Below are 20,839 nucleotides of genomic sequence, written 5' to 3' on the forward strand. Positions count from 1 at the left end.
AATGACGACATTAACGGCATTATCGCTGCACTTTCCCCTTGTCTGGTATGGCTTCCTGCTGCTGTTCGGCCTGGCGCTGGGCAGCTTTTACAACGTGGTGATCTATCGCCTGCCGCGCATGCTGACCCAGACCGCGGACGACGAGCGGATAAGCCTCAGCACCCCGAGATCATCCTGCCCGCAGTGCCGCCAGCCGATCGCCTGGCGGGACAATATCCCGCTGCTCAGCTTTCTCTGGCTGGGCCGCCGCGCCCGCTGCTGTCAGGCGCCCATCGCGTGGAGCTATCCGCTGACCGAGCTGGCCACCGGCCTGCTGTTTATGCTCGCCGGGGCATTGCTCGCGCCGGGCCTGCCGCTGGCGGGCGGCCTGGTGCTGCTCTCGTTCCTGCTGATGCTGGCGCGGATTGACGCCCGAACCCAACTGCTGCCTGACCGTCTGACACTGCCCCTGCTGTGGGCCGGGCTACTGTTTAATCTTAACGAGGTGTACATTGCCCTGCCGGACGCGGTCGCCGGGGCGATGGCCGGTTATCTGGCGCTGTGGTCGGTCTACTGGCTGTTCCGCCTGCTGACCGGGAAAGAGGCGCTGGGCTATGGCGATTTTAAGCTGCTGGCGGCGCTGGGCGCCTGGTGCGGCTGGCAGGTTCTGCCGCAGGTGCTGTTGCTCGCGTCGGCCAGCGGACTGGTGTGGACCCTGCTGCAGCGCCTGTGGTCCCGGCAGTCGCTGCAGCAGCCGCTGGCCTTCGGCCCCTGGCTGGCGCTGGCCGGAGGGGGCATTTTTCTCTGGCAGCAGATGGTCTAGCGACTACGAATATTTTTTGCTGCGCCGGGTCGGGGCGGTGTTGGCCGGATCGTCCGGCCAGACGTGTTTCGGGTAGCGTCCCTTCATCTCTTTCTGCACCTCGCGGTAGCTCCCCTGCCAGAAGGCGCTCAGATCGCGGGTGATCTGCAGCGGACGCTGGGCGGGCGACAGCAGCTCCAGCACCAGCGGCACCCGCCCCTCGGCGATAACCGGCGTCGTGGCCTCGCCGAACATCTCCTGCATACGCACCGCCAGCGCCGGCGGGTTCTCCGCATGGTAACGGATCGCCAGACGGCTGCCGGTCGGCACGGTATAGTGCGTCGGCAGCTCGCGATCCAGCTTCTGGCGCAGCGGCCACGGCAGCCAGTCCTGTAGCGCCTGACGCAGATCCAGCGCCTTCAGCGCCCGCAGCGAGTGAACGCCGTTCATCTGCGGCAGCAGCCATGCCTCCAGCGAGGCCAACAGCGAAGCGTCATCCACCGCGGGCCACGCCTCTTCCGGCAGCCACTGCGCCGCACACTGCAGCCGCAGGCGCAACTGCTCAGCCTCTGGCGTCCAGTTGAGCACACCGAGGCCTTTCTCACGAATCCCGTTGAGCATCGCCTGATGCAGCTCCGCCTCAGAGGGCTTCGCCAGCGGCTGGGTCTTGATCACCAGCTGGCCTATCACCGTCCGCCGCCAGGCTTTCAGGGTACCCTGCGCTTCATCCCACTCCACCGTGTCGGAACGCTGCGCCAGCTCGGGACGGGCGGCGATCAGCTCGCCGATATCCACTGGCAGCGCCAACAGCATGCGGGCATCCGGCGAGGCGCTGCCCTGCAGCAGCAGCGGAGCGATCAGCCACTCATGGCGGCCCAGCGCGTCGTCGGCGTCCAGCATCGCGCCCATGCCGTTCGCCAGCTGGTAGCGCCCCTCCTGACCGCGGCGGCGGGCGATGCGATCGGCGAAGGCCGACGCCAGCAGCCCCGCTATTCGTCCGGCATCGGGCTGGCCGCTGCGGCGGGCCAGACGCTTCATCAGCTGCTGCGCCCGCTGCTGCCAGTTGGCCTGCTGACGGGAAAAGACGGCGCCCAAATCCGCCACCCCGCCGCGCGGCGGCTCCTCGAGGATCGCTGCCAGCTTTGCCGCCGTCGCCGCCTCGTCATCGGTCTGCGCAGCGGCCAGCATCGCCGCCAGTCGTGGCTCGTTGCCAAGGGTCGCCATTTTGCGGCCAAACGCCGACAACCGATCGCCGTCCAGCGCCGAGAGCGCCTCTAGCAGGCGGCGCGCGGCGGCCAGGTTGACCGCCGGCGGCTGATCCAGCCAGGCCAGCGCGGCCGGATCGTGGCAGCCCCACTGCAGCAGCTCCAGCAGCAGCGCCGACAGATCGCTGTGCAGGATCTCCGGCTCGCTCTGCGCCGCCGCCCGTTCGGCCTGTTCTTTGCCGAGCAAATGCAGGCAGATCCCCGGGGAGAGACGACCGGCGCGTCCGGCGCGCTGCGTCATTGATGCCTGACTAATGCGCTGCGTCACCAGCCGGGTCAGCCCGGTGCGCGGGTCAAAGCGGGCGACCCGCTCCTGGGCGCTGTCGACCACCAGGCGGATCCCCTCGATGGTCAGACTGGTCTCGGCAATGTTGGTGGCCAGCACCACTTTGCGCTTCCCGACCGGCGCGGGGAGGATCGCTTTACGCTGCTCACTTAAAGGCAACGCGCCATACAGCGGGCAGAGGATGACATCCTCCGCCACGCGCTCCGTCAGCTGGTCGAGAACGCGCTGGATCTCGCCGACGCCGGGCAGAAACAGCAGCATCGACCCCTGTTCATGACGCAACAGCTCCGCTGCCGCCACCGCCACGGCCTCATCAAAACGCTGGTGCGTGGGAAGCGGGTTGAAACGGCGCTCCACTGGATAAGCGCGCCCCTCCGAGACCACCACTGGCGCCTCAGGCAGCAGGCGCTGCAGGCGATCGTTGTCGAGGGTCGCCGACATGATCAGCAGCTTGAGATCGTCACGCAACCCCTGCTGGACGTCGAGCAGCAAGGCCAGCGCCAGATCCGCCTGCAGGCTGCGTTCGTGAAACTCATCGAGGATCACCAGCCCCACGCCCGCCAGCTCTGGATCGCGCTGGATCATGCGCGTCAGGATCCCCTCCGTAACCACCTCAAGGCGGGTCTGCGGCCCGACGCAGGTTTCAGCGCGCATGCGGTAGCCCACGGTCTCCCCCGGCTTTTCGCCGAGTAGTTCAGCCAGCCGCTGCGCGACATTACGCGCCGCCAGGCGCCTCGGCTCCAGCAGGATAATGCGTCCCGCGATGTTGCCCTCGGCGAGGATCTGCAGCGGCAGCCAGGTCGATTTCCCGGCGCCGGTCGGCGCGTTAAGCAAAACCTGCGGCGCGTGCTGCAGGGCGGATAACAGTTCTGGGAGGACGGCGGCAACCGGCAATAAGGACACAAAAGGCTCCGGGGGTTAACATTCAGGGGCTCGCATTGTAGCATCCCCCTAATTCATTACCGAGTCTCTATCATGTCTGAGCCGAAAAGGCTGTTTTTTGCGCTTGAACTGCCGCCTGCCGTCCAGAAACAGATTGTCCAGTGGCGGGCAAGCCACTTCCCCGAGGATGCCGGCAGGCCCGTCGCGGCGGATAACCTCCATCTGACGCTGGCGTTTCTCGGCGAGGTGAGCGCGGAAAAACAGCGGGCGCTGGCCGCCCTCGCCGGCCGCCTCCGTCAGCCGGGCTTTACCCTGACGCTGGACGATGCCGGACAGTGGCTGCGCTCGCGGGTGGTCTGGCTCGGAACCCGTCAGCCGCCGCGCGGCCTGCTGCAGCTCGCCAGTATGCTGCGCGCTCAGGCGGCGCGCAGCGGCTGCTATCAAAGCCCGCAGCCGTTTCATCCACATATTACCCTGTGGCGCGATGCCCGCCAGGCGGTGCCGATCCCGGCCCCCGGCTTTCACTGGTCGTTTCCGGTGAACGAGTTCGTGCTCTATGAGTCCAGCTTTGGCCGCGGGCGCACGCGCTACACGGCGCTGGAACGTTATCCGTTTCATAAGGAAAGTTGATGCAGTTTGATCCGCCGTTACAACCCGCTATTTTGCTTAAACGTTACAAACGATTTCTTGCTGACGTGGTTACCCCCGATGGCCGTGAGCTGACGCTTCACTGCCCCAATACCGGCGCAATGACCGGTTGCGCCGCCCCGGGCGACACCGTCTGGTATTCCACTTCTGACAATGCGAAGCGCAAATATGCCCATACCTGGGAATTAACTGAAACGCAGCAGGGCGCGGTTATTTGCGTCAATACGCTGCGCGCGAATTCGCTGGCAAAAGAGGCGATTTCCGCCGGAATAATCCCTGAGCTTTCAGGCTATAACCAACTGAAAAGCGAAGTGAAATATGGCGAAGAGAATAGCCGTATCGATATTATGTTGCAGGCAGATGACCGACAAAACTGCTATATTGAAGTGAAATCGGTTACGTTGGCGGAGAAAGAATACGGTTATTTTCCCGATGCGGTGACCACGCGCGGCCAGAAGCACCTGCGGGAGCTGATGGCCGTCGCGGCGAATGGCGACCGTGCGGTGATTTTATTTGCCGTTTTGCATTCGGCAATTGACCGTTTCTCCCCCGCGCATCATATTGATGCCAGATACGCACAGCTGTTAACAGAAGCCCGCGACAAGGGGGTGGAAATTCTCGCCTGGAAGGCGGAACTTTCTACGACGAAGATGACTCTGAATAAGCCGATTGCCGTGGTGTTAAACCCCGGTAAATAAGTGGCTAAATAGTGTTCGGGTCGCAAGCGCGAATACGCTTTTCTTCACAGGGTTGTCAAGTGTAACGTTTAGATAATTGCTATCCGGAAAAGCATCTGCTATTTATAGCGGCCTGATTTTCCCCCACATGGGGATCGATAGTGCGTGTTAAGGAGAAGCAACATGCAAGAAGGGCAAAACCGTAAAACATCGTCCCTGAGTATTCTCGCCATCGCTGGGGTGGAGCCGTACCAAGAGAAGCCGGGCGAAGAGTATATGAACGAAGCCCAGCTGGCGCACTTCAAGCGTATTCTTGAAGCATGGCGTAATCAACTCAGGGATGAAGTGGATCGCACCGTAACGCACATGCAGGATGAAGCTGCTAACTTCCCGGATCCGGTAGACCGTGCCGCCCAGGAAGAAGAGTTCAGCCTGGAACTGCGTAACCGCGACCGCGAACGTAAACTGATCAAAAAGATCGAGAAAACGCTGAAAAAAGTTGAAGATGAAGACTTCGGCTACTGCGAATCCTGCGGCGTGGAGATCGGCATTCGCCGTCTGGAAGCGCGTCCGACTGCGGATCTGTGCATTGACTGCAAAACCCTGGCGGAAATTCGCGAAAAACAGATGGCGGGCTAATCCCCTGCTGCCTCACTCTCTGGCGGGAGTCTCTCCCGCCTGGTTCTGTTGTCCGTAACATGACTGACTCACGCTATATTGGGCGCTTTGCTCCCTCCCCCTCCGGTGAACTCCACTTCGGCTCTCTGATTGCCGCGCTCGGCAGCTACCTGCAAGCCCGCGCGAACCAGGGTATCTGGCGCGTTCGCATTGAAGATATCGACCCGCCGCGTGAAGTCCCCGGAGCCGCCGACACCATTCTGCGCCAGCTTGACCACTACGGTCTGCACTGGGACGGCGACGTGCTCTGGCAGTCGCAACGACATGAAGCTTACCGCGAGGCGCTGGCCTGGCTGGGTGAACAAGGGCTGAGCTATTACTGCACTTGCACCCGCGCGCGGATCCATGCCGTAGGCGGGATCTACGATGGTCACTGCCGCGACCTCGGGCTGGGGGCGGAAAACGCCGCGCTGCGTCTACGCCAGACCCGTCCCGTGCTGCAGTTCACCGATCGCCTGCACGGTACGCTCATCGCCAATGAGCCGCTGGCGCGCGAGGATTTTATTATCCACCGTCGCGACGGCCTGTTTGCCTACAACCTGGCGGTGGTGGTTGATGATCACTTTCAGGGGATCACCGAGATCGTCCGCGGCGCTGACCTGATTGAGCCGACGGTCCGGCAGATTTCACTGTATCAGCATTTTGGCTGGCAGGCGCCGGACTACCTCCATCTGCCGCTGGCCCTCAATGCTGACGGGAATAAACTCTCTAAACAAAACCACGCACCGGCGCTGCCGGAAGGCGATCCGCGCCCCGAAATTGTCCGGGCGCTCCGGTTTCTTAATCAGGACATCGCCCAGGACTGGCAAGCCCTGAGCATTGACGATTTACTCAGTCAGGCCGTCGCCAACTGGCAGCCCGCAAAAATCGAGCATTCTCAAATGGCTCCCGCTGAGCTATGATTAGCCGCTATTTTTATACTGTATAGTTGATCTGAAGTCCGTCTGACACTACGAGGTGCACCATTTTTACCCGAGTCGCTAATTTTTGCCGTAAGGTGCTAAGCCGTGAGGAGCGCGAGGCAGAAGCCGCCGTCGAACCCATGCCTATGACGGTGATCCCGCGTGAGCAGCATGCTATTTCCCGCAAAGATATCAGTGAAAACGCCCTCAAGGTCATGTACCGCCTCAACAAGGCAGGCTACGAATCCTGGCTGGTCGGCGGCGGTGTCCGCGACCTGCTGCTTGGCAAAAAGCCGAAAGATTTTGACGTCACCACCAACGCCACGCCGGATCAGGTGCGCAAGCTGTTCCGCAACTGCCGTCTGGTCGGGCGACGTTTCCGCCTGGCGCACGTCATGTTCGGGCCGGAAATCATTGAAGTCGCCACCTTCCGCGGCCATCACGAAGGGCACACCACCGATCGCGTGACCTCCCAGCAGGGCCAGAACGGCATGCTGCTGCGCGATAACATCTTCGGCTCGATCGAAGAGGATGCCCAGCGTCGCGACTTCACCATCAATAGCCTTTATTACAGCGTGGCTGACTTTACCGTTCGCGACTACGTCGGCGGCATGAAGGATCTGCAGGACGGCGTGATCCGCTTGATCGGCAATCCGGAAACCCGCTATCGCGAAGATCCGGTGCGCATGCTGCGCGCGGTGCGCTTTGCCGCCAAGCTGGATATGAGCATCAGCCAGGAAACGGCTGAACCGCTGCCGCGCCTGGCCACCCTGCTCCACGACGTGCCGCCGGCACGCCTGTTCGAAGAAGTGCTTAAGTTGCTGCAGGCCGGGTATGGCTACCAGACCTATATGCTGCTGCGGGAATACAACCTGTTCCAGCCGCTGTTCCCGACCATCACTCGCTACTTTACCGAGCGCGGCGACAGCCCGATGGAGCGGATCATCAGCCAGGTGCTGAAGAACACCGATACCCGCATTCATAACGACATGCGCGTCAATCCGGCCTTCCTCTTCGCGGTGATGTTCTGGTATCCGCTGCTGGAGACGGCGCAAAAAATCGCCCAGGAGAGCGGTCTGGCGTACTACGACGCCTTCGCCCTGGCGATGAACGATGTCCTGGACGAAGCCTGCCGTACGCTGGCGATCCCTAAGCGCATCACTACCCTTATTCGTGATATCTGGCAGTTACAGCTGCGCATGTCCCGTCGTCAGGGCAAACGCGCCTGGAAGCTGATGGAACATCCGAAATTCCGTGCCGCCTACGATCTGCTGGAGCTGCGTGCCGGGGCGGAAAACAACAGCGAACTGCAGCGTCTGACCAAATGGTGGGGCGAATTCCAGGTTGCCGCGCCGCCGGAACAGAAAGACATGCTCAACGACCTCGGGGACGATCCGGCGCCACGCCGTCGCCACCGCCGTCCGCGCAAACGCGCGCCGCGTCAGGGTAACGCATGACTCTGGTCTATATCGCGCTTGGCAGTAACCTTGCTTCTCCGCTGGAGCAGGTGCAGGCGGCCATCCGCGCGCTGGGCGATATTCCGCACAGCCGCGTGGTGAACGTCTCTTCGTTCTACCGCACGCCGCCGCTGGGCCCGCAGGATCAACCGGACTATCTCAACGCCGCCGTCGCGCTGGAAACCACCCTGGCGCCCGATGCGCTACTCGATCACACTCAGCGCATCGAGCTGCAGCAGGGTCGGGTGCGCAAAGCTGAACGCTGGGGACCGCGCACGCTCGACCTCGACATCATGCTGTTTGGCGATGAGGTCATCAATAGCCCGCGCCTGACCGTTCCGCACTACGATATGAAAAACCGCGGCTTTATGCTCTGGCCGCTGTTCGAGATCGCCCCGGATCTCCATTTTCCTGACGGCCCTGCGCTGCGCGCCGTGCTGGATAATCTGGGCGCGGAAAAACCCGCGAGCTGGTAATCCCCTCTCCCTTTTTTAGCATTTGCGGCGATCGTCGTAATCGGTTGCCCAAAATCATTGCCCCTCTGAATGCTGCTGTTAGAATGCCGGTTAATATGACTTTCATCATCAGGAAATGTTATGAAACCGACCACCATTGCCCTGCTGCAGAAATGCAAACAGGAAAAGAAGCGCTTTGCCACCATTACCGCCTACGACCATAGCTTCGCGAAGCTGTTCGCCGATGAAGGCATTAATGTGCTGCTGGTGGGCGATTCCCTGGGAATGACGGTACAGGGTCACGACTCCACCCTGCCGGTCACCGTGGAAGATATCGCCTATCACACCCGCGCCGTCCGCCGCGGTGCGCCGAACAGCCTGCTGCTTGCCGACCTGCCTTTTATGGCCTACGCCACTCCCGAACAGACCTTCGAAAATGCGGCCATCGTGATGCGCGCTGGCGCCAATATGGTCAAACTCGAAGGCGGCGCCTGGCTGGCCGATACCGTGAAGATGCTGGCGGAACGCGCGGTGCCGGTTTGCGGCCACCTCGGCCTCACGCCGCAGTCGGTAAACGTATTCGGCGGGTATAAAGTGCAGGGGCGCGGCGATGCGGCGCAGACCCTGTTTGAAGACGCGTTAGCGCTGGAAGCGGCTGGCGCGCAGCTGCTGGTGCTGGAGTGCGTGCCGGTAGAACTGGCGAAACGCATTACCGAAGCCCTGACCATTCCGGTGATCGGCATCGGCGCGGGCAACGTCACCGACGGGCAGATCCTGGTGATGCATGACGCATTCGGGATCACCGGCGGCCACATCCCTAAATTCGCTAAGAATTTCCTTGCCGAAGCGGGCGACATCCGCGCCGCGGTACGGCAGTATATTGCCGAAGTTGAATCCGGGGTCTATCCGGGCGAAGAACACAGTTTCCATTAAGGAGTCTTGTTGTGCTGATTATTGAATCCGTGCTGCTGCTGCGTCAGCATATCCGCCGTCTGCGTCAGGAAGGTAAGCGTATCGCGCTGGTTCCGACGATGGGCAACCTGCATGATGGTCATATGAAGCTGGTTGATGAGGCTAAAGCCAGCGCGGACGTGGTGGTGGTCAGTATTTTCGTCAATCCGATGCAGTTTGACCGCGCCGACGACCTGGCACGCTACCCGCGTACCCTGCAGGATGATTGCGAAAAGCTGAACAAGCGCCATGTCGACTTTGTCTTCGCACCGACGCCGGCGGAAGTCTACCCGCAGGGCACCGAAGGCCAGACCTACGTCGACGTCCCAGGCCTGTCCACTATGCTGGAAGGCGCCAGCCGCCCGGGCCATTTCCGCGGCGTGTCGACCATCGTCAGTAAGCTGTTCAATCTGGTTCAGCCGGACGTCGCCTGCTTCGGCGAGAAAGACTTCCAGCAGCTGGCGCTGATCCGCAAGATGACCGCCGACATGGGCTACGATATCGAGATTATCGGCGTGCCGATCGTCCGCGCGAAAGATGGCCTGGCGCTGAGTTCGCGTAACGGCTACCTGACCGCCGACCAGCGCAAAATCGCTCCCGGCCTGTACAAGGTGCTGAGCACGGTGGCGGAAAAACTGGCCGCCGGCGATCGCCAACTCGACGAGATCATCGCTATCGCTGAACAGGAGCTGAATGAAAAAGGCTTCCGCGCCGACGACATTCAGATCCGCGATGCCGACACCCTGCTTGAGCTGACAGATGCCAGCCAGCGCGCGGTGATCCTGATGGCCGCCTGGCTGGGTCAGGCCCGCCTGATCGACAACCAGATCGTCACGCTCGGTCAGTAGACAGCGGGTAAAAATCGGGCAATACTTGCCCGGGCTTTTCTCAGGGCGGACGACCTGTCCGCTCTGCTACATTAAGGTTGAAGGGTAGAAGTTATGATGCGTAATATGCTGCAGGGCAAGCTCCACCGCGTAAAAGTCACGCAGGCTGACCTGCACTATGAAGGTTCATGCGCCATTGACCAGGATTTCCTGGATGCGGCCGGTATTCTGGAGAATGAAACCATTCACCTCTGGAACGTCACCAACGGCAACCGTTTCTCCACCTACGCCATTGCCGCCGAACGGGGTTCCAGAATCATCTCCGTCAACGGCGCCGCCGCGCACTGCGCCAGCGTCGGCGATATCCTGATCATCGCCAGCTTCGTCACCATGTCGGACGAAGAGGCGCGCACCTGGCAGCCCAACATCGCCTACTTCGAAGGCGACAACGAAATGAAGCGCCAGGCGAAAGCCATTCCGGTTCAGGTCGCCTGATGACCGCGGCGCTGCGCTCAGGCACAGCGCCGGTGTTACCCCTGCGGCTGGTTACTGATCAGCCGCGACATCGTCTCCAGCGAATCCGTCCGTAAGATATATAACCGCTTCAGCAGAAACGGATTGTCCCCCGGCTTCACCTTCCCCCGCACCGTCGTCACCGCCATATGAAATCCGGCGTCATTCGCCGCCTGCACCGCCGTGGCGTTATAGCCGCCGAAGGGATAGGAAAGGTAGAGAACATGCGGATTAAACTGGCTGAGCGCCCGGCGCGAGTGGGCGAAATCAAACAGAATATTATGGTAATTGCGGCTGAATAAAATCGGCCGGCGGCTGGCGTCAACCCGATGCAGGAAGTGGGTATGCGACTGAATATCAAAAACATCCTGGATCTGCCGTAGCTCAGAAATACTCATGAACTGCAGCGATTTCGGATCCCATTTCTGCGGATGGCGCTTAATACGCGAGGAGATAATAAATGCAGTGGCATGGAAGCCGTACTGTTTCAGCACCGGATAGGCGTAACGGTTTACCGATTTCAGGCCGTCATCGAAGGTAATGACCACTGCCCGCGCCGGAAGGTTGATTTTATTACGCACATAGCCTTCCAGTTGATACAAGGTCAGCGTGGTATAGCCCTGATCACGCAGCCAGGTCATCTGGTTGTTGAAGGCGCGTACCGAGGTGGTGGTCGAGGTATGGCGGAAACGGGTGTTCTCTTCGTCGCGCAGAATGTGGTGATAGGTCAGCACGGGAATACCGTTATCTTCCTGCGCATCCAGACTGCTGACCCACGCCAGCCGGTCGCCAATGCGGATCTGAAACCAGGTCTGATTGAGCCGGTCTTTCAGCTTGCTGAGGATCGGATAGCGCAGATTAGTGGCCAGCGTACCAAACGGCACGCTGCTCACTGAAGGAGCGTCATAGAGCGGCGTATCTTTCCAGGTGAGTAAATTCTGGTTACTCAACGGTTTATTGAGATCCCCCAGTCGGTCCTCCACTCGCTGTTTACCCTGTACCGGCTCGAGGTGGCCTTTATCAATAAACCCGGTGCCGAAGCCGAAGCGAAATTCATAATAGTCAGCCGCCGTCGGGACGACCGCGAGGATCTGCCCGGCACGCACATTGCCGACGCTGACCACACGGTTCCCCACCTGCGCCCAGATAACCGCGTCTTCGGTGGTTTGCATATAGCGCACAGGCTTGCCCTGCTGGCTAAGCAGGCTGGCGGAAGCGCTGAGCGAGGTCAGTAAAAAAAGAAGCGTAAAAAATCGGGCAAGCATGCGCATCGAACCGGTAAACCATCAACGGCAGCTATTGTAACAAAAGCAGCATCTGTCACGCTGCTTAATTTCCGAAGGTATCATGACGCAAGCGGAACGGGGGATTCTTCTGCTGCTGATGCCACAAGCTGCTCACCATCGGCCCGCCCGCGCTGACGATAGCCTGGCGAAACGCCTCGCTGCTTAACGTGTTCCGCAGCAGATACATTCGCTCAAGTAATGAATAGCTGACGCCGGAGATCACTTCGCAGTGGGTATGTTTGTGGCTCATCAGCGCCGCGGCCCGATAAGGCGCCGCGCCGGTTCTGTCGGTCAGGAAAATGACGCCGTCCCCGGAGTCGGTGGCATGCAGCGCATCGCACATCATCCGGCTCAACATATTGCTGCTGAGATTGCGCCAGTAATTGACCGCCCGACACTGGGCCAGCGGACCAAACTTTTGTTCAAGACGATCCAGCATCTCCTGCGCCAGCTCATCGTGACAGGTAATAACCCAACCAAGCATGCTTCCCTCCTTAGCCAGCAAACAATGTAGCAAGGGGAGGATGGCGTATCGGTGATGGCGGTCAAAGATAAGCGGTTAGCGCTTCGCGTATTGGCGTCAGGAAGCGCTAACCGTGATGAACATCAGCTGCGCAGGCCGCGGCCGCGCTGGATTAACGACCAGCAAAGCAGATAGAAGGCGACGATGAAGACCACCAGCACCGCAAAGGTGGTCACCAGCGGCACATCGTTGATACCCAGGAAGCCGAAGCGGAAACCGCTGATCATGTAGACGATGGGATTCAAATGCGACAGCCCCTGCCAGAACGGCGGCAGCAGGGTCAGCGAATAGAACACCCCGCCGAGGTAGGTCAGCGGCGTCAGCACAAAGGTCGGGATCAGGCTGATGTCGTCAAAGGTCTTGGCAAACACTGCGTTCAACAGGCCCGCCAGCGAGAACAGCACCGCGGTGAGGAGCAGCGTCAGGGCGACAAACAGCCAGGAGTGAACCTGGAACGGCACAAAGAACAACGACACCGCCGTCACCAGGATACCCACGCACAGCCCGCGCGCCACGCCACCGCCAACGTAGCCGGCGATGATCACATGCGTCGGCACCGGCGCCACCAGCAGCTCTTCAATATTGCGCTGAAACTTGGCGCTGAAGAACGACGAGGCGACATTGGCGTAAGCGTTGGTGATCACCGCCATCATGATCAGGCCCGGCACGATAAACTGCATATAGGTAAAGCCATGCATCTCGCCGATGCGCGACCCGATCAGGTTGCCAAAAATCACGAAGTACAGGGTCATGGTGATCACCGGCGGCACCAGCGTCTGGATCCAGATGCGCATAAAACGGTGGATCTCTTTGGTCCAGATGCTTTTCAGCGCGACCCAATAAAGCTGCATCATGCTGACTCTCCTTTTCGCTCATGCACCAGCGTGACAAACAGCTCTTCCAGACGGTTAGCTTTGTTACGCATACTCAGTACCTGCACCCCCTGGGCGCTCAGTTGGGCAAAGACGCTGTTAATCCCCTGCTCGCGCAGGACCTCGACTTCCAGCGTCGAGGTATCGACCAGCTGGTACTGGTAGCCTTCGAGCTTCGGTACCGGGCTTTTTGGCGCGAGGTCGAGAATAAAGGTCTCAGACTTCAGCTTCGACAGCAGCGCTTTCATCGAGGTGTTTTCCACCAGCGCGCCGTGCTGGATGATGCCGATGTTGCGGCACAGCATTTCGGCCTCTTCGAGATAGTGGGTGGTCAGGATAATGGTGGTCCCGCGATCGTTCAGATCCTTGAGAAAGCCCCACATTGAGCGACGCAGTTCAATATCGACGCCAGCGGTCGGTTCGTCGAGGATCAGCAGCTTCGGCTCATGCATTAACGCGCGGGCGATCATCAGGCGACGCTTCATCCCGCCGGAGAGCATCCGCGCGCGTTCGTTGCGTTTTTCCCACAGATCGAGCTGTTTTAAGTATTTTTCGCTGCGGGCGACAGCTTCTTTGCGTTCCACGCCGTAGTAGCCCGCCTGGTTAACGACAATCTGCTGCACGGTCTCGAACGGGTTAAAGTTAAACTCCTGCGGCACCAGGCCAAGCTGACGCTTGGCGTTGACGACATCTTTTTCCAGATCGTAGCCAAAGACATTGACCTGACCGGAGGTTTTATTCACCAGCGAACTGATGATGCCGATAGTCGTGGATTTTCCGGCCCCGTTCGGCCCCAGCAGGGCATAGAAATCCCCGGCCTCGACTTGCAGGTCGATTCCCCGCAGCGCCTGAACCCCGCCGGGGTAGGTTTTTTTGAGCTGTTTTAATTCCAGAGCAATGGTCATTAAATATCTCTTCTCGTGTCGTGACACGTCATTAACCCGCCTGACTCACGTTTGCGTTCTACTGGCGCTGGCGCCGCCAACGCATCGGTAGCCTGACGTATCACGGGTTAAGATGGTTTTAAAAAAGGTGAGCTTACCCTATATTAGCGCAACGCACTTACTTGGTTACAGGCCGATAACGTCCATGAATGATATAGATACACTCATCAGCAATAATGCACTATGGTCAAAAATGCTGGTGGAAGAGGACCCCGGCTTTTTTGAGAAACTGTCGCAGGCGCAGAAACCGCGCTTTCTGTGGATTGGCTGCTCTGACAGCCGCGTTCCCGCTGAGCGACTTACCGGCCTGGAACCAGGCGAACTGTTTGTCCATCGTAACGTCGCCAATCTGGTGATCCACACCGACCTGAACTGCCTGTCGGTGGTGCAGTATGCCGTCGATGTCCTCGAAGTCGAGCACATTATCATCTGCGGCCATTACGGCTGCGGCGGCGTGCAGGCGGCGGTAGAAAACCCGGAGCTGGGACTCATCGACAACTGGCTGCTGCATATCCGCGATATCTGGTTTAAGCACAGCTCACTGCTGGGTGAAATGCCGGAGGAGCGCCGTCTGGATACCCTTTGCGAACTGAACGTGATGGAGCAGGTGTACAACCTGGGACATTCGACGATTATGCAATCGGCGTGGAAGCGCGGACAGAAGGTCACCATCCACGGCTGGGCATACGGCATTCACGACGGGCTGCTGCGCGATCTGGATGTCACCGCCGTGAGCCGGGAAACCCTCGAACAGCGCTATCGCCACGGGATCTCCAACCTCAAGATCAAGCATATCAACCACAAATAGCCTTCAGACTTAGCCACCCTGGAGAGCGCGGCGCGCGCTGTCCAGAGTGGGATATCTCTTACTCGTCCAGCAGGGTGACTTTGCCAATATACGGCAGATGACGGTAGCGCTGGGCGTAGTCGATACCGTAGCCCACCACGAACTCGTCCGGAATGGCGAAACCGACAAACTCAACCGGGACGTTGACTTCACGACGGCTTGGTTTATCCAGCAGCGTACAAATGGCCAGCGATTTCGGCTCGCGCAGGCTGAGGATCTCACGCACTTTAGACAGGGTATTGCCGGAGTCGATGATGTCTTCCACGATCAATACGTCTTTACCACGGATGTCTTCATCCAGATCTTTGAGGATTTTCACATCACGGGTAGTGGACATGCCGCTGCCGTAGCTGGAGGCGGTCATAAAATCGACTTCATGCGGCACCTGCACTTCACGGCACAGGTCGGCCATGAACATAAATGAGCCGCGCAGCAGCCCCACCAGCACCATTTCGCTGCCGCTGTCCTGGTAATGTTCGTTGATTTGACGACCCAGTTCCGCGATGCGCGCTTTGATCTCGGTTTCCGGGATCATCACTTCTACAGTATGTTTCATAAGACTAACCATTTGATTCTAAATATAAATCATCAAAGCCGCTGCTTTCGCCCCGACGATGACCGGCAAGCCATCCAGTATACCAGCAAAAAGAAATCTTCGGTGCAGGGATTAATAAAGCCATATTTGTGATTCCGATCACACTTGTTAAAACCTATAATTAATTGCAGTTAAAAAATTAACAAACACATGAGTAACTTTCTATGGCTGAAACAAAGTCTCAACAATCAAGGCTCCTGGTGACGCTGACTGCGCTATTTGCAGCGTTCTGCGGCCTCTATCTTTTAATCGGCGGAGCATGGCTGGTCGTGCTTGGCGGCTCCTGGTACTACCCTATCGCCGGTCTGGTGATGCTGGGCGTGACCGTAATGCTGCTGCGCGGCAAACGCGCTGCGCTGTGGCTGTACGCTGCGCTGCTGCTGGCGACGATGATCTGGGGCGTCTGGGAAGTCGGCTTCGACTTCTGGGCGCTGACGCCGCGTAGCGACATCCTCGTCTTCTTTGGTATCTGGCTGATCCTGCCCTTTGTCTGGCGTCGTCTGTCCGTGCCTTCCGCTGGCGCCGTAGGCGCGCTGGTCGTCGCCCTGCTGATCAGCGGCGGCATGCTGACCTGGGCCGGTTTTAACGACCCGCAGGAAGTCAACGGCACCCTGAGCGCCGACGCCACCCCGGCCGCGCCGATCTCCAACGTTGCCGACGGCGACTGGCCGGCCTATGGCCGCAACCAGGAAGGCCAGCGCTTCTCTCCGCTGAAGCAGATTAACGCCGACAACGTGAAGAACCTGAAGGAAGCCTGGGTATTCCGCACCGGCGACCTGAAGCAACCGAACGACCCGGGTGAAATCACCAACGAAGTGACGCCGATTAAAGTCGGCGACACGCTCTTCCTGTGTACCGCCCACCAGCGTCTGTTCGCGCTGGACGCGGCCACCGGTAAAGAGAAGTGGCATTTTGACCCGCAGCTGAATGCCGATCCGTCGTTCCAGCACGTCACCTGCCGCGGCGTCTCTTATCACGAAGCCAAAGCGGATAACGCCCCTGCTGACGTCGTCGCCGACTGTCCGCGCCGCATTATCCTGCCGGTGAACGATGGCCGTCTGTTCGCGGTAAACGCCGACAACGGTAAGCTGTGCGAAACCTTTGCCAATAAAGGTATTCTCAACCTGCAGACCAACATGCCGGTCACCACGCCGGGTATGTATGAACCTACTTCTCCGCCGATTATCACCGATAAGACCATCGTGATTGCCGGCGCGGTCACCGATAACTTCTCTACCCGCGAGCCGTCTGGCGTCATCCGCGGCTTTGATGTGAATACCGGTAAACTGCTGTGGGCCTTCGATCCGGGCGCGAAAGATCCGAACGCCATCCCGAGCGATGAGCATCACTTCACGCTCAACTCACCGAACTCCTGGGCGCCTGCCGCCTACGACGCTAAGCTGGATCTGGTCTATCTGCCGATGGGCGTGACCACCCCGGATATCTGGGGCGGCAACCGTACGCCGGAGCAAGAGCGTTACGCCAGCTCGATTGTGGCGCTGAACGCCACCACCGGTAAGCTGGCCTGGAGCTACCAGACCGTCCACCACGATCTGTGGGATATGGATATGCCCTCCCAGCCGACGCTGGCGGACATTGAGGTTAATGGTAAAACCGTACCAGTCGTCTATGCCCCGGCGAAAACCGGCAACATCTTCGTACTGGATCGCCGTAATGGCGAGCTGGTGGTCCCGGCCCCGGAAAAACCGGTTCCGCAGGGCGCTGCCAAAGGGGATTACGTCGCCAAAACTCAGCCGTTCTCCGATCTGAGCTTCCGTCCGAAGAAAGATCTGACCGGGGCGGACATGTGGGGCGCCACCATGTTCGATCAGCTGGTGTGCCGCGTGATCTTCCACCAGATGCGCTATGAAGGTATCTTCACCCCGCCATCTGAGCAGGGCACTCTCGTCTTCCCGGGTAACCTGGGGATGTTTGAATGGGGCGGTATCTCCGTCGATCCGAACCGTCAGGTGGCTATTGCCAACCCGATGGCGCTGCCGTTCGTCTCTAAACTGATCCCACGCGGCCCGGGCAACCCGATGGAGCCGCCGAAAGATGCGAAAGGCTCTGGCACCGAGTCCGGCGTGCAGCCACAGTACGGCGTCCCGTACGGCGTGACCCTGAACCCGTTCCTGTCGCCGTTTGGCCTGCCATGCAAACAGCCAGCCTGGGGCTATATCTCCGCGCTGGATCTGAAAACCAACGAAGTGGTATGGAAAAAACGTATCGGTACTCCGCAGGATAGCCTGCCGTTCCCGATGCCGGTTAAGCTGCCGTTCACCATGGGGATGCCGATGCTTGGCGGCCCGATCTCCACGGCCGGTAACGTCCTGTTCATCGGCGCGACCGCAGATAACTACCTGCGCGCGTACAATATGAGCAACGGCGAGAAGCTGTGGGAAGCCCGTCTACCAGCCGGCGGTCAGGCCACCCCAATGACCTACGAAGTGAATGGCAAACAGTATGTTGTCATCTCTGCCGGCGGTCACGGCTCGTTCGGTACCAAAATGGGCGATTACATCGTTGCCTATGCGCTCCCGGATGACGCCAAATAAAACGCAAAACGGCAACGAAAGTTGCCGTTTTTTTTGTGTTTATCCCTTCTCCCCATGGAAGATGGCAGCAGGCCGCCGAGCGCTAAACCGTGAATCCCAACATCATCCCGGTGTCTTCATGCTCCAGCAGGTGGCAGTGGGCCATATAGGCAAACTCCTTCGGCGCTGGATGATCAAACTTCACCAACACTTCACTGACGTCACCTTCCACGCGGACGGTATCTTTCCAGCCGCTGCGGTGCGCGGCTGGCGGCTTGCCGTTCTCGCTGAGGATGCGGAACTGGGTGCCGTGGATATGGAACGGATGCAGCATCATGTCGCCCTTACCCGATATCACCCAGCGCTCGTACTGGCCTCTGGCTGCGGCAAACATCGGCACATTCATGTCGAAGGCTTTGCCGTTGATGCGGTTGGCGTTGTGGAAATCAAACCCCTTGCCTGACGACATGTCATGATCCCGACCAGCCCCGTGGTTCATATTGCTCATATTGCTCATGTCACCGTGGTGCATATTGCTCATGTCGCCCATGCCGCCATGCCCCATCATGCCGTGGTCCATTCCCGCCATCGCCTGGTCGCCATACTTTTCCATCAGCGCCTGCATGCCCATCCTGTCGAGCATCGGATCCATCGACAGCTGGAGCTGACGCTGCGTCAGCCCCGTCAGGGACGGTAGCGCTGGCAGCGCGGCCAGCGTATCCAGCAGTTTGCCGGAGGCGGGAATGACCAGTGGCTGAACGCGCAGCACCGGCTGCGGTTTATCAAAAGGCGCAATAGCCATGCCCATCTGGCTCACCGGCAGGGTCACCAGATCGAAAGGTTTACCGTCGCTGGTGTCCACCAGCACCTCAAAGCGTTCCCCCATCAAAACCGGCAATTCATCGACCTTGACCGGCTCGGCCAACAGACCGCCGTCACTGGCCACCACGTACAGCGGACGCTTATCGCTGGTGGCAAAATTGAGGGAACGGGCATTACAGCCGTTTAGCAAGCGCAGACGGAGCCAGCCGCGCGGGGCGGCATGTTCGGGATAGAGAGCGCCATTGGTCAGCAGCGTATCGCCAAACCAGCCGACGGCGGCGCTCATCACATCCAGCTGGTAGTCGATCTCGCCGGCGGCGGTGAACTTCTTGTCCTGGACAATCACCGGCACATCATCGATTCCCCATTGTTTAGGCAGCAGCAGGCGTCCGCTCTCTTCATCCTCGATCAGCACCAGGCCGGCCAGCCCCATCGCCACCTGCCGGCCGGTGGTCCCGTGTTGATGGGGATGAAACCAGCAGGTGGCCGCCCGCTGCGTCGGCGTGAAGCTCACCGTACGGGTGGCGCCCGGGGCGATAACGCCCTGCGGCCCTCCGTCGACCTCGCCCGGGACCTCCAGACCATGCCAGTGCAGCGTGGTCTCTTCCGCCAGCTGGTTGGTAATGTCCACCGTGATGGCCTTCCCCTGCGTCAACTGTAGCGCAGGACCCAGCAGCGAACCGTTATAGCCCCAGGTGGTGGCGTGCAGAGCGCCAAACTGCGTTTTGCCCGCCTGGATCGTCAGGGCGATACGGTTGCGCGCATCGGCCGTCAACAGCGTCGGTATCGGCAGAGCCGGGCGACTGGCCGCAAAAACCGCACGGCTCCATAGTGGTAATGCGCTGGCCACGCTGACCGCGGCGGTCAGTTTGAGGAAGTCTCGACGTTGCATATTCACATCCTTTTTATTCTGCGGGCGAATATTTGAGCTTAAACCCTACCGTAACGGGAAGGTCAAGCAGAAGAGTAAGAATAAAGATCGGCGCTGTGTAAAGAAGTATGCTAATTTGAAGCGTCGGTGATCTAATGGTAGAAAAAATGAAGACGCTTTTCAGAACAATGGTACTCGGCAGCCTGCTTGCTCTCTCCGCCAACAGCTACGCGCTCAGCGAATCAGAAGCAGAAGATATGGCTGATTTAACCGCGGTTTTTGTGTTTCTGAAAAACGACTGTGGCTACCAGAACCTGCCCAATACACAGATCCGACGCGCGCTGGTGTTCTTTGCCCAACAGAACCAGTGGGACCTGAGCAACTACGACAGCTACAACATGAAAGCGCTTGGTGAGGACAGCTACCGCGATCTCAGCGGTATTAACATCCCGACGGCGAAAAAATGCAAAGCGCTGGCCCGCGATTCGCTCAGCCTGTTGGCTTACGTCAAATAATGACCGGCGCGGACGGTCACGCTCCGCGCCTTTGCCGTTTCATTTGTCACATTTAAATATTTATATCTATATTTATTATTGTATATAAACAAACATTATTTAATTGCAAACCTATCAATTCGCCAAATAAATTAAACCCCTAATAATGATGAATGACTAAAAAACTAATAAAATATCATTATTCATATATTGCAAAATAAAAAGCACCCTTCTAGAATCCGGTAAAAATATATCTACTTCATGGACTGAAATTGTGAATATCTCGCCGACTCTCCGTATTATCCCGCTCGCCGCACTTTTATTAGTGGGCTGTAGCAATACCTCATCTCGCCAGCAGGTAAAACCGATCACCACGCCGCTCACATCACAGCAGCAGGCTGAGCAGGAGCGAGCGGCCAGCGAACAGGAGCGTATTGAGTCCTGCCGAAAGGCGCTGGATTCACTTAAAGAGGTGAACCCACAGCAGGCAACTAAACTCAGCAATGAGTTCAATGCCCTGGTGCGTTCGGCATCGCAATACAACAACGTGCGCGAGAAAGTGGCCGATCCCACCCGACTGGGCATTGACTCCATGTATCAGTTTAAATCCATCAAACTGTGTTCCGATATCCAGAAAACGCTGATCGATACCCTGGTACAGCGTGGTGAAAACAAACTGCCATGAACAAACCCGCCACGCTGACTCCTAAAGCACCACTGCTGATGCTC

22 protein-coding genes are annotated in these 20,839 nt (G+C 59.0%); 14 read left to right on the top strand and 8 right to left on the bottom strand.

Annotated elements, in window-relative coordinates; genetic code table 11:
- The first annotated feature begins 1 nt into the window (after nucleotide 1).
- Nucleotides 2-802 (top strand): prepilin peptidase, encoded by an 801-nt coding sequence (locus CWM61_RS17300; protein ID WP_074386847.1) that lies wholly within the window; start codon nucleotides 2-4, stop codon nucleotides 800-802.
- 3 nt (nucleotides 803-805) lie between these two features.
- On the opposite strand, the gene hrpB is transcribed toward CWM61_RS17300, so the two are convergent.
- Entirely contained in the window at nucleotides 806-3,235 is a 2,430-nt protein-coding gene (hrpB, locus tag CWM61_RS17305) for an ATP-dependent helicase HrpB (RefSeq protein ID WP_074386848.1), read from the bottom strand.
- A gap of 72 nt (nucleotides 3,236-3,307) precedes the next feature.
- On the opposite strand from hrpB, the gene thpR reads away from it, so the two are divergent.
- From thpR to panD, 9 genes are all read left to right on the top strand, one after another.
- Nucleotides 3,308-3,844, top strand: a complete 537-nt coding sequence (thpR, locus tag CWM61_RS17310) for an RNA 2',3'-cyclic phosphodiesterase (RefSeq protein WP_100631613.1) — start codon at nucleotides 3,308-3,310, stop codon at nucleotides 3,842-3,844.
- Nucleotides 3,844-4,560: a DNA/RNA nuclease SfsA gene (gene sfsA, locus CWM61_RS17315; RefSeq protein WP_008807388.1), complete on the top strand. Its 717-nt coding sequence runs from the start codon at nucleotides 3,844-3,846 to the stop codon at nucleotides 4,558-4,560. The genes thpR and sfsA overlap by 1 nt, the downstream gene beginning before the upstream one ends.
- Before the next feature lie 162 nt (nucleotides 4,561-4,722).
- Nucleotides 4,723-5,178 carry an RNA polymerase-binding protein DksA gene (gene dksA, locus CWM61_RS17320; RefSeq protein WP_007749299.1) on the top strand — a complete coding sequence of 152 codons (456 nt, stop codon included), beginning with the start codon at nucleotides 4,723-4,725 and terminating at the stop codon, nucleotides 5,176-5,178.
- Nucleotides 5,179-5,237: 59 nt separating this feature from the next.
- Entirely contained in the window at nucleotides 5,238-6,119 is an 882-nt protein-coding gene (gluQRS, locus tag CWM61_RS17325; protein WP_061155730.1) for a tRNA glutamyl-Q(34) synthetase GluQRS, read from the top strand.
- Nucleotides 6,120-6,181: 62 nt separating this feature from the next.
- Nucleotides 6,182-7,576, top strand: coding sequence for a polynucleotide adenylyltransferase PcnB (gene pcnB, locus CWM61_RS17330; RefSeq protein WP_071839121.1), 1,395 nt, complete (start codon nucleotides 6,182-6,184; stop codon nucleotides 7,574-7,576).
- Entirely contained in the window at nucleotides 7,573-8,052 is a 480-nt protein-coding gene (gene folK / locus CWM61_RS17335) for a 2-amino-4-hydroxy-6-hydroxymethyldihydropteridine diphosphokinase (protein WP_074386850.1), read from the top strand. Before pcnB ends, folK begins: the two co-directional genes overlap by 4 nt.
- Before the next feature lie 120 nt (nucleotides 8,053-8,172).
- Entirely contained in the window at nucleotides 8,173-8,964 is a 792-nt protein-coding gene (panB, locus tag CWM61_RS17340) for a 3-methyl-2-oxobutanoate hydroxymethyltransferase (protein WP_025714105.1), read from the top strand.
- An 11-nt stretch (nucleotides 8,965-8,975) separates the two neighbouring features.
- Nucleotides 8,976-9,830: a pantoate--beta-alanine ligase gene (gene panC / locus CWM61_RS17345; RefSeq protein ID WP_074386851.1), complete on the top strand. Its 855-nt coding sequence runs from the start codon at nucleotides 8,976-8,978 to the stop codon at nucleotides 9,828-9,830.
- A gap of 93 nt (nucleotides 9,831-9,923) precedes the next feature.
- Nucleotides 9,924-10,304: an aspartate 1-decarboxylase gene (gene panD, locus CWM61_RS17350; RefSeq protein ID WP_008807395.1), complete on the top strand. Its 381-nt coding sequence runs from the start codon at nucleotides 9,924-9,926 to the stop codon at nucleotides 10,302-10,304.
- A gap of 35 nt (nucleotides 10,305-10,339) precedes the next feature.
- On the opposite strand, the gene CWM61_RS17355 is transcribed toward panD, so the two are convergent.
- The 4 genes from CWM61_RS17355 to CWM61_RS17370 all read right to left on the bottom strand — a co-directional run bounded on the left by CWM61_RS17355 (nucleotide 10,340) and on the right by CWM61_RS17370 (nucleotide 13,908).
- Nucleotides 10,340-11,593: a polysaccharide deacetylase family protein gene (locus tag CWM61_RS17355; protein ID WP_074386852.1), complete on the bottom strand. Its 1,254-nt coding sequence runs from the start codon at nucleotides 11,591-11,593 to the stop codon at nucleotides 10,340-10,342.
- A gap of 58 nt (nucleotides 11,594-11,651) precedes the next feature.
- Nucleotides 11,652-12,092, bottom strand: coding sequence for a PTS sugar transporter subunit IIA (locus CWM61_RS17360; RefSeq protein ID WP_004204391.1), 441 nt, complete (start codon nucleotides 12,090-12,092; stop codon nucleotides 11,652-11,654).
- A gap of 122 nt (nucleotides 12,093-12,214) precedes the next feature.
- Nucleotides 12,215-12,985: an ABC transporter permease gene (locus CWM61_RS17365; RefSeq protein WP_044614773.1), complete on the bottom strand. Its 771-nt coding sequence runs from the start codon at nucleotides 12,983-12,985 to the stop codon at nucleotides 12,215-12,217.
- On the bottom strand, nucleotides 12,982-13,908 hold the full coding sequence (locus CWM61_RS17370) for an ABC transporter ATP-binding protein (RefSeq protein ID WP_008807399.1): 927 nt from the start codon (nucleotides 13,906-13,908) through the stop codon (nucleotides 12,982-12,984). The genes CWM61_RS17365 and CWM61_RS17370 overlap by 4 nt, the downstream gene beginning before the upstream one ends.
- A gap of 184 nt (nucleotides 13,909-14,092) precedes the next feature.
- On the opposite strand from CWM61_RS17370, the gene can reads away from it, so the two are divergent.
- Complete coding sequence (gene can, locus CWM61_RS17375; protein ID WP_012542834.1) at nucleotides 14,093-14,755, top strand: carbonate dehydratase; 663 nt, start codon at nucleotides 14,093-14,095, stop codon at nucleotides 14,753-14,755.
- A gap of 58 nt (nucleotides 14,756-14,813) precedes the next feature.
- Here can and hpt read toward each other — a convergent pair whose 3' ends face one another.
- Together hpt and CWM61_RS29330 are read right to left on the bottom strand one after the other, a co-directional pair.
- Complete coding sequence (gene hpt, locus CWM61_RS17380; protein ID WP_023322073.1) at nucleotides 14,814-15,350, bottom strand: hypoxanthine phosphoribosyltransferase; 537 nt, start codon at nucleotides 15,348-15,350, stop codon at nucleotides 14,814-14,816.
- Between the two features lie 4 nt (nucleotides 15,351-15,354).
- Nucleotides 15,355-15,474 carry a hypothetical protein gene (locus tag CWM61_RS29330; protein ID WP_012542835.1) on the bottom strand — a complete coding sequence of 40 codons (120 nt, stop codon included), beginning with the start codon at nucleotides 15,472-15,474 and terminating at the stop codon, nucleotides 15,355-15,357.
- 79 nt (nucleotides 15,475-15,553) lie between these two features.
- On the opposite strand from CWM61_RS29330, the gene CWM61_RS17385 reads away from it, so the two are divergent.
- Nucleotides 15,554-17,944, top strand: coding sequence for a glucose/quinate/shikimate family membrane-bound PQQ-dependent dehydrogenase (locus tag CWM61_RS17385; protein WP_032732524.1), 2,391 nt, complete (start codon nucleotides 15,554-15,556; stop codon nucleotides 17,942-17,944).
- Between the two features lie 82 nt (nucleotides 17,945-18,026).
- Here the strand turns inward: CWM61_RS17385 and cueO are convergent, their stop codons facing one another.
- Nucleotides 18,027-19,637 (bottom strand): multicopper oxidase CueO, encoded by a 1,611-nt coding sequence (gene cueO, locus CWM61_RS17390; RefSeq protein WP_074386853.1) that lies wholly within the window; start codon nucleotides 19,635-19,637, stop codon nucleotides 18,027-18,029.
- 146 nt (nucleotides 19,638-19,783) lie between these two features.
- On the opposite strand from cueO, the gene CWM61_RS17395 reads away from it, so the two are divergent.
- Entirely contained in the window at nucleotides 19,784-20,131 is a 348-nt protein-coding gene (locus tag CWM61_RS17395) for a YacC family pilotin-like protein (protein ID WP_002888808.1), read from the top strand.
- 253 nt (nucleotides 20,132-20,384) lie between these two features.
- Nucleotides 20,385-20,795 carry a hypothetical protein gene (locus CWM61_RS17400; RefSeq protein ID WP_061155738.1) on the top strand — a complete coding sequence of 137 codons (411 nt, stop codon included), beginning with the start codon at nucleotides 20,385-20,387 and terminating at the stop codon, nucleotides 20,793-20,795.
- The last annotated feature ends 44 nt before the right edge of the window (nucleotides 20,796-20,839 follow it).

The organism is Klebsiella sp. K-Nf6 (assembly GCF_002806655.1).
GTDB classification, from domain to species: domain Bacteria; phylum Pseudomonadota; class Gammaproteobacteria; order Enterobacterales; family Enterobacteriaceae; genus Klebsiella; species Klebsiella variicola.

Excerpts from the sequence above, each read along its gene's own strand:
- CWM61_RS17370 (WP_008807399.1), bottom strand. The coding sequence starts at position 13,908 with ATGACCATTGCTCTGGAATTAAAACAGCTCAAAAAAACCTACCCCGGC.
- CWM61_RS17300 (WP_074386847.1), top strand. The coding sequence starts at position 2 with ATGACGACATTAACGGCATTATCGCTGCACTTTCCCCTTGTCTGGTAT.
- hpt (WP_023322073.1), bottom strand. The coding sequence starts at position 15,350 with ATGAAACATACTGTAGAAGTGATGATCCCGGAAACCGAGATCAAAGCG.
- sfsA (WP_008807388.1), top strand. The coding sequence starts at position 3,844 with ATGCAGTTTGATCCGCCGTTACAACCCGCTATTTTGCTTAAACGTTAC.
- thpR (WP_100631613.1), top strand. The coding sequence starts at position 3,308 with ATGTCTGAGCCGAAAAGGCTGTTTTTTGCGCTTGAACTGCCGCCTGCC.
- CWM61_RS17385 (WP_032732524.1), top strand. The coding sequence starts at position 15,554 with ATGGCTGAAACAAAGTCTCAACAATCAAGGCTCCTGGTGACGCTGACT.
- gluQRS (WP_061155730.1), top strand. The coding sequence starts at position 5,238 with ATGACTGACTCACGCTATATTGGGCGCTTTGCTCCCTCCCCCTCCGGT.
- CWM61_RS17360 (WP_004204391.1), bottom strand. The coding sequence starts at position 12,092 with ATGCTTGGTTGGGTTATTACCTGTCACGATGAGCTGGCGCAGGAGATG.
- can (WP_012542834.1), top strand. The coding sequence starts at position 14,093 with ATGAATGATATAGATACACTCATCAGCAATAATGCACTATGGTCAAAA.
- CWM61_RS29330 (WP_012542835.1), bottom strand. The coding sequence starts at position 15,474 with ATGGCTTTATTAATCCCTGCACCGAAGATTTCTTTTTGCTGGTATACT.
- folK (WP_074386850.1), top strand. The coding sequence starts at position 7,573 with ATGACTCTGGTCTATATCGCGCTTGGCAGTAACCTTGCTTCTCCGCTG.
- cueO (WP_074386853.1), bottom strand. The coding sequence starts at position 19,637 with ATGCAACGTCGAGACTTCCTCAAACTGACCGCCGCGGTCAGCGTGGCC.
- panD (WP_008807395.1), top strand. The coding sequence starts at position 9,924 with ATGATGCGTAATATGCTGCAGGGCAAGCTCCACCGCGTAAAAGTCACG.
- dksA (WP_007749299.1), top strand. The coding sequence starts at position 4,723 with ATGCAAGAAGGGCAAAACCGTAAAACATCGTCCCTGAGTATTCTCGCC.
- CWM61_RS17365 (WP_044614773.1), bottom strand. The coding sequence starts at position 12,985 with ATGATGCAGCTTTATTGGGTCGCGCTGAAAAGCATCTGGACCAAAGAG.
- CWM61_RS17355 (WP_074386852.1), bottom strand. The coding sequence starts at position 11,593 with ATGCGCATGCTTGCCCGATTTTTTACGCTTCTTTTTTTACTGACCTCG.
- panB (WP_025714105.1), top strand. The coding sequence starts at position 8,173 with ATGAAACCGACCACCATTGCCCTGCTGCAGAAATGCAAACAGGAAAAG.
- CWM61_RS17395 (WP_002888808.1), top strand. The coding sequence starts at position 19,784 with ATGAAGACGCTTTTCAGAACAATGGTACTCGGCAGCCTGCTTGCTCTC.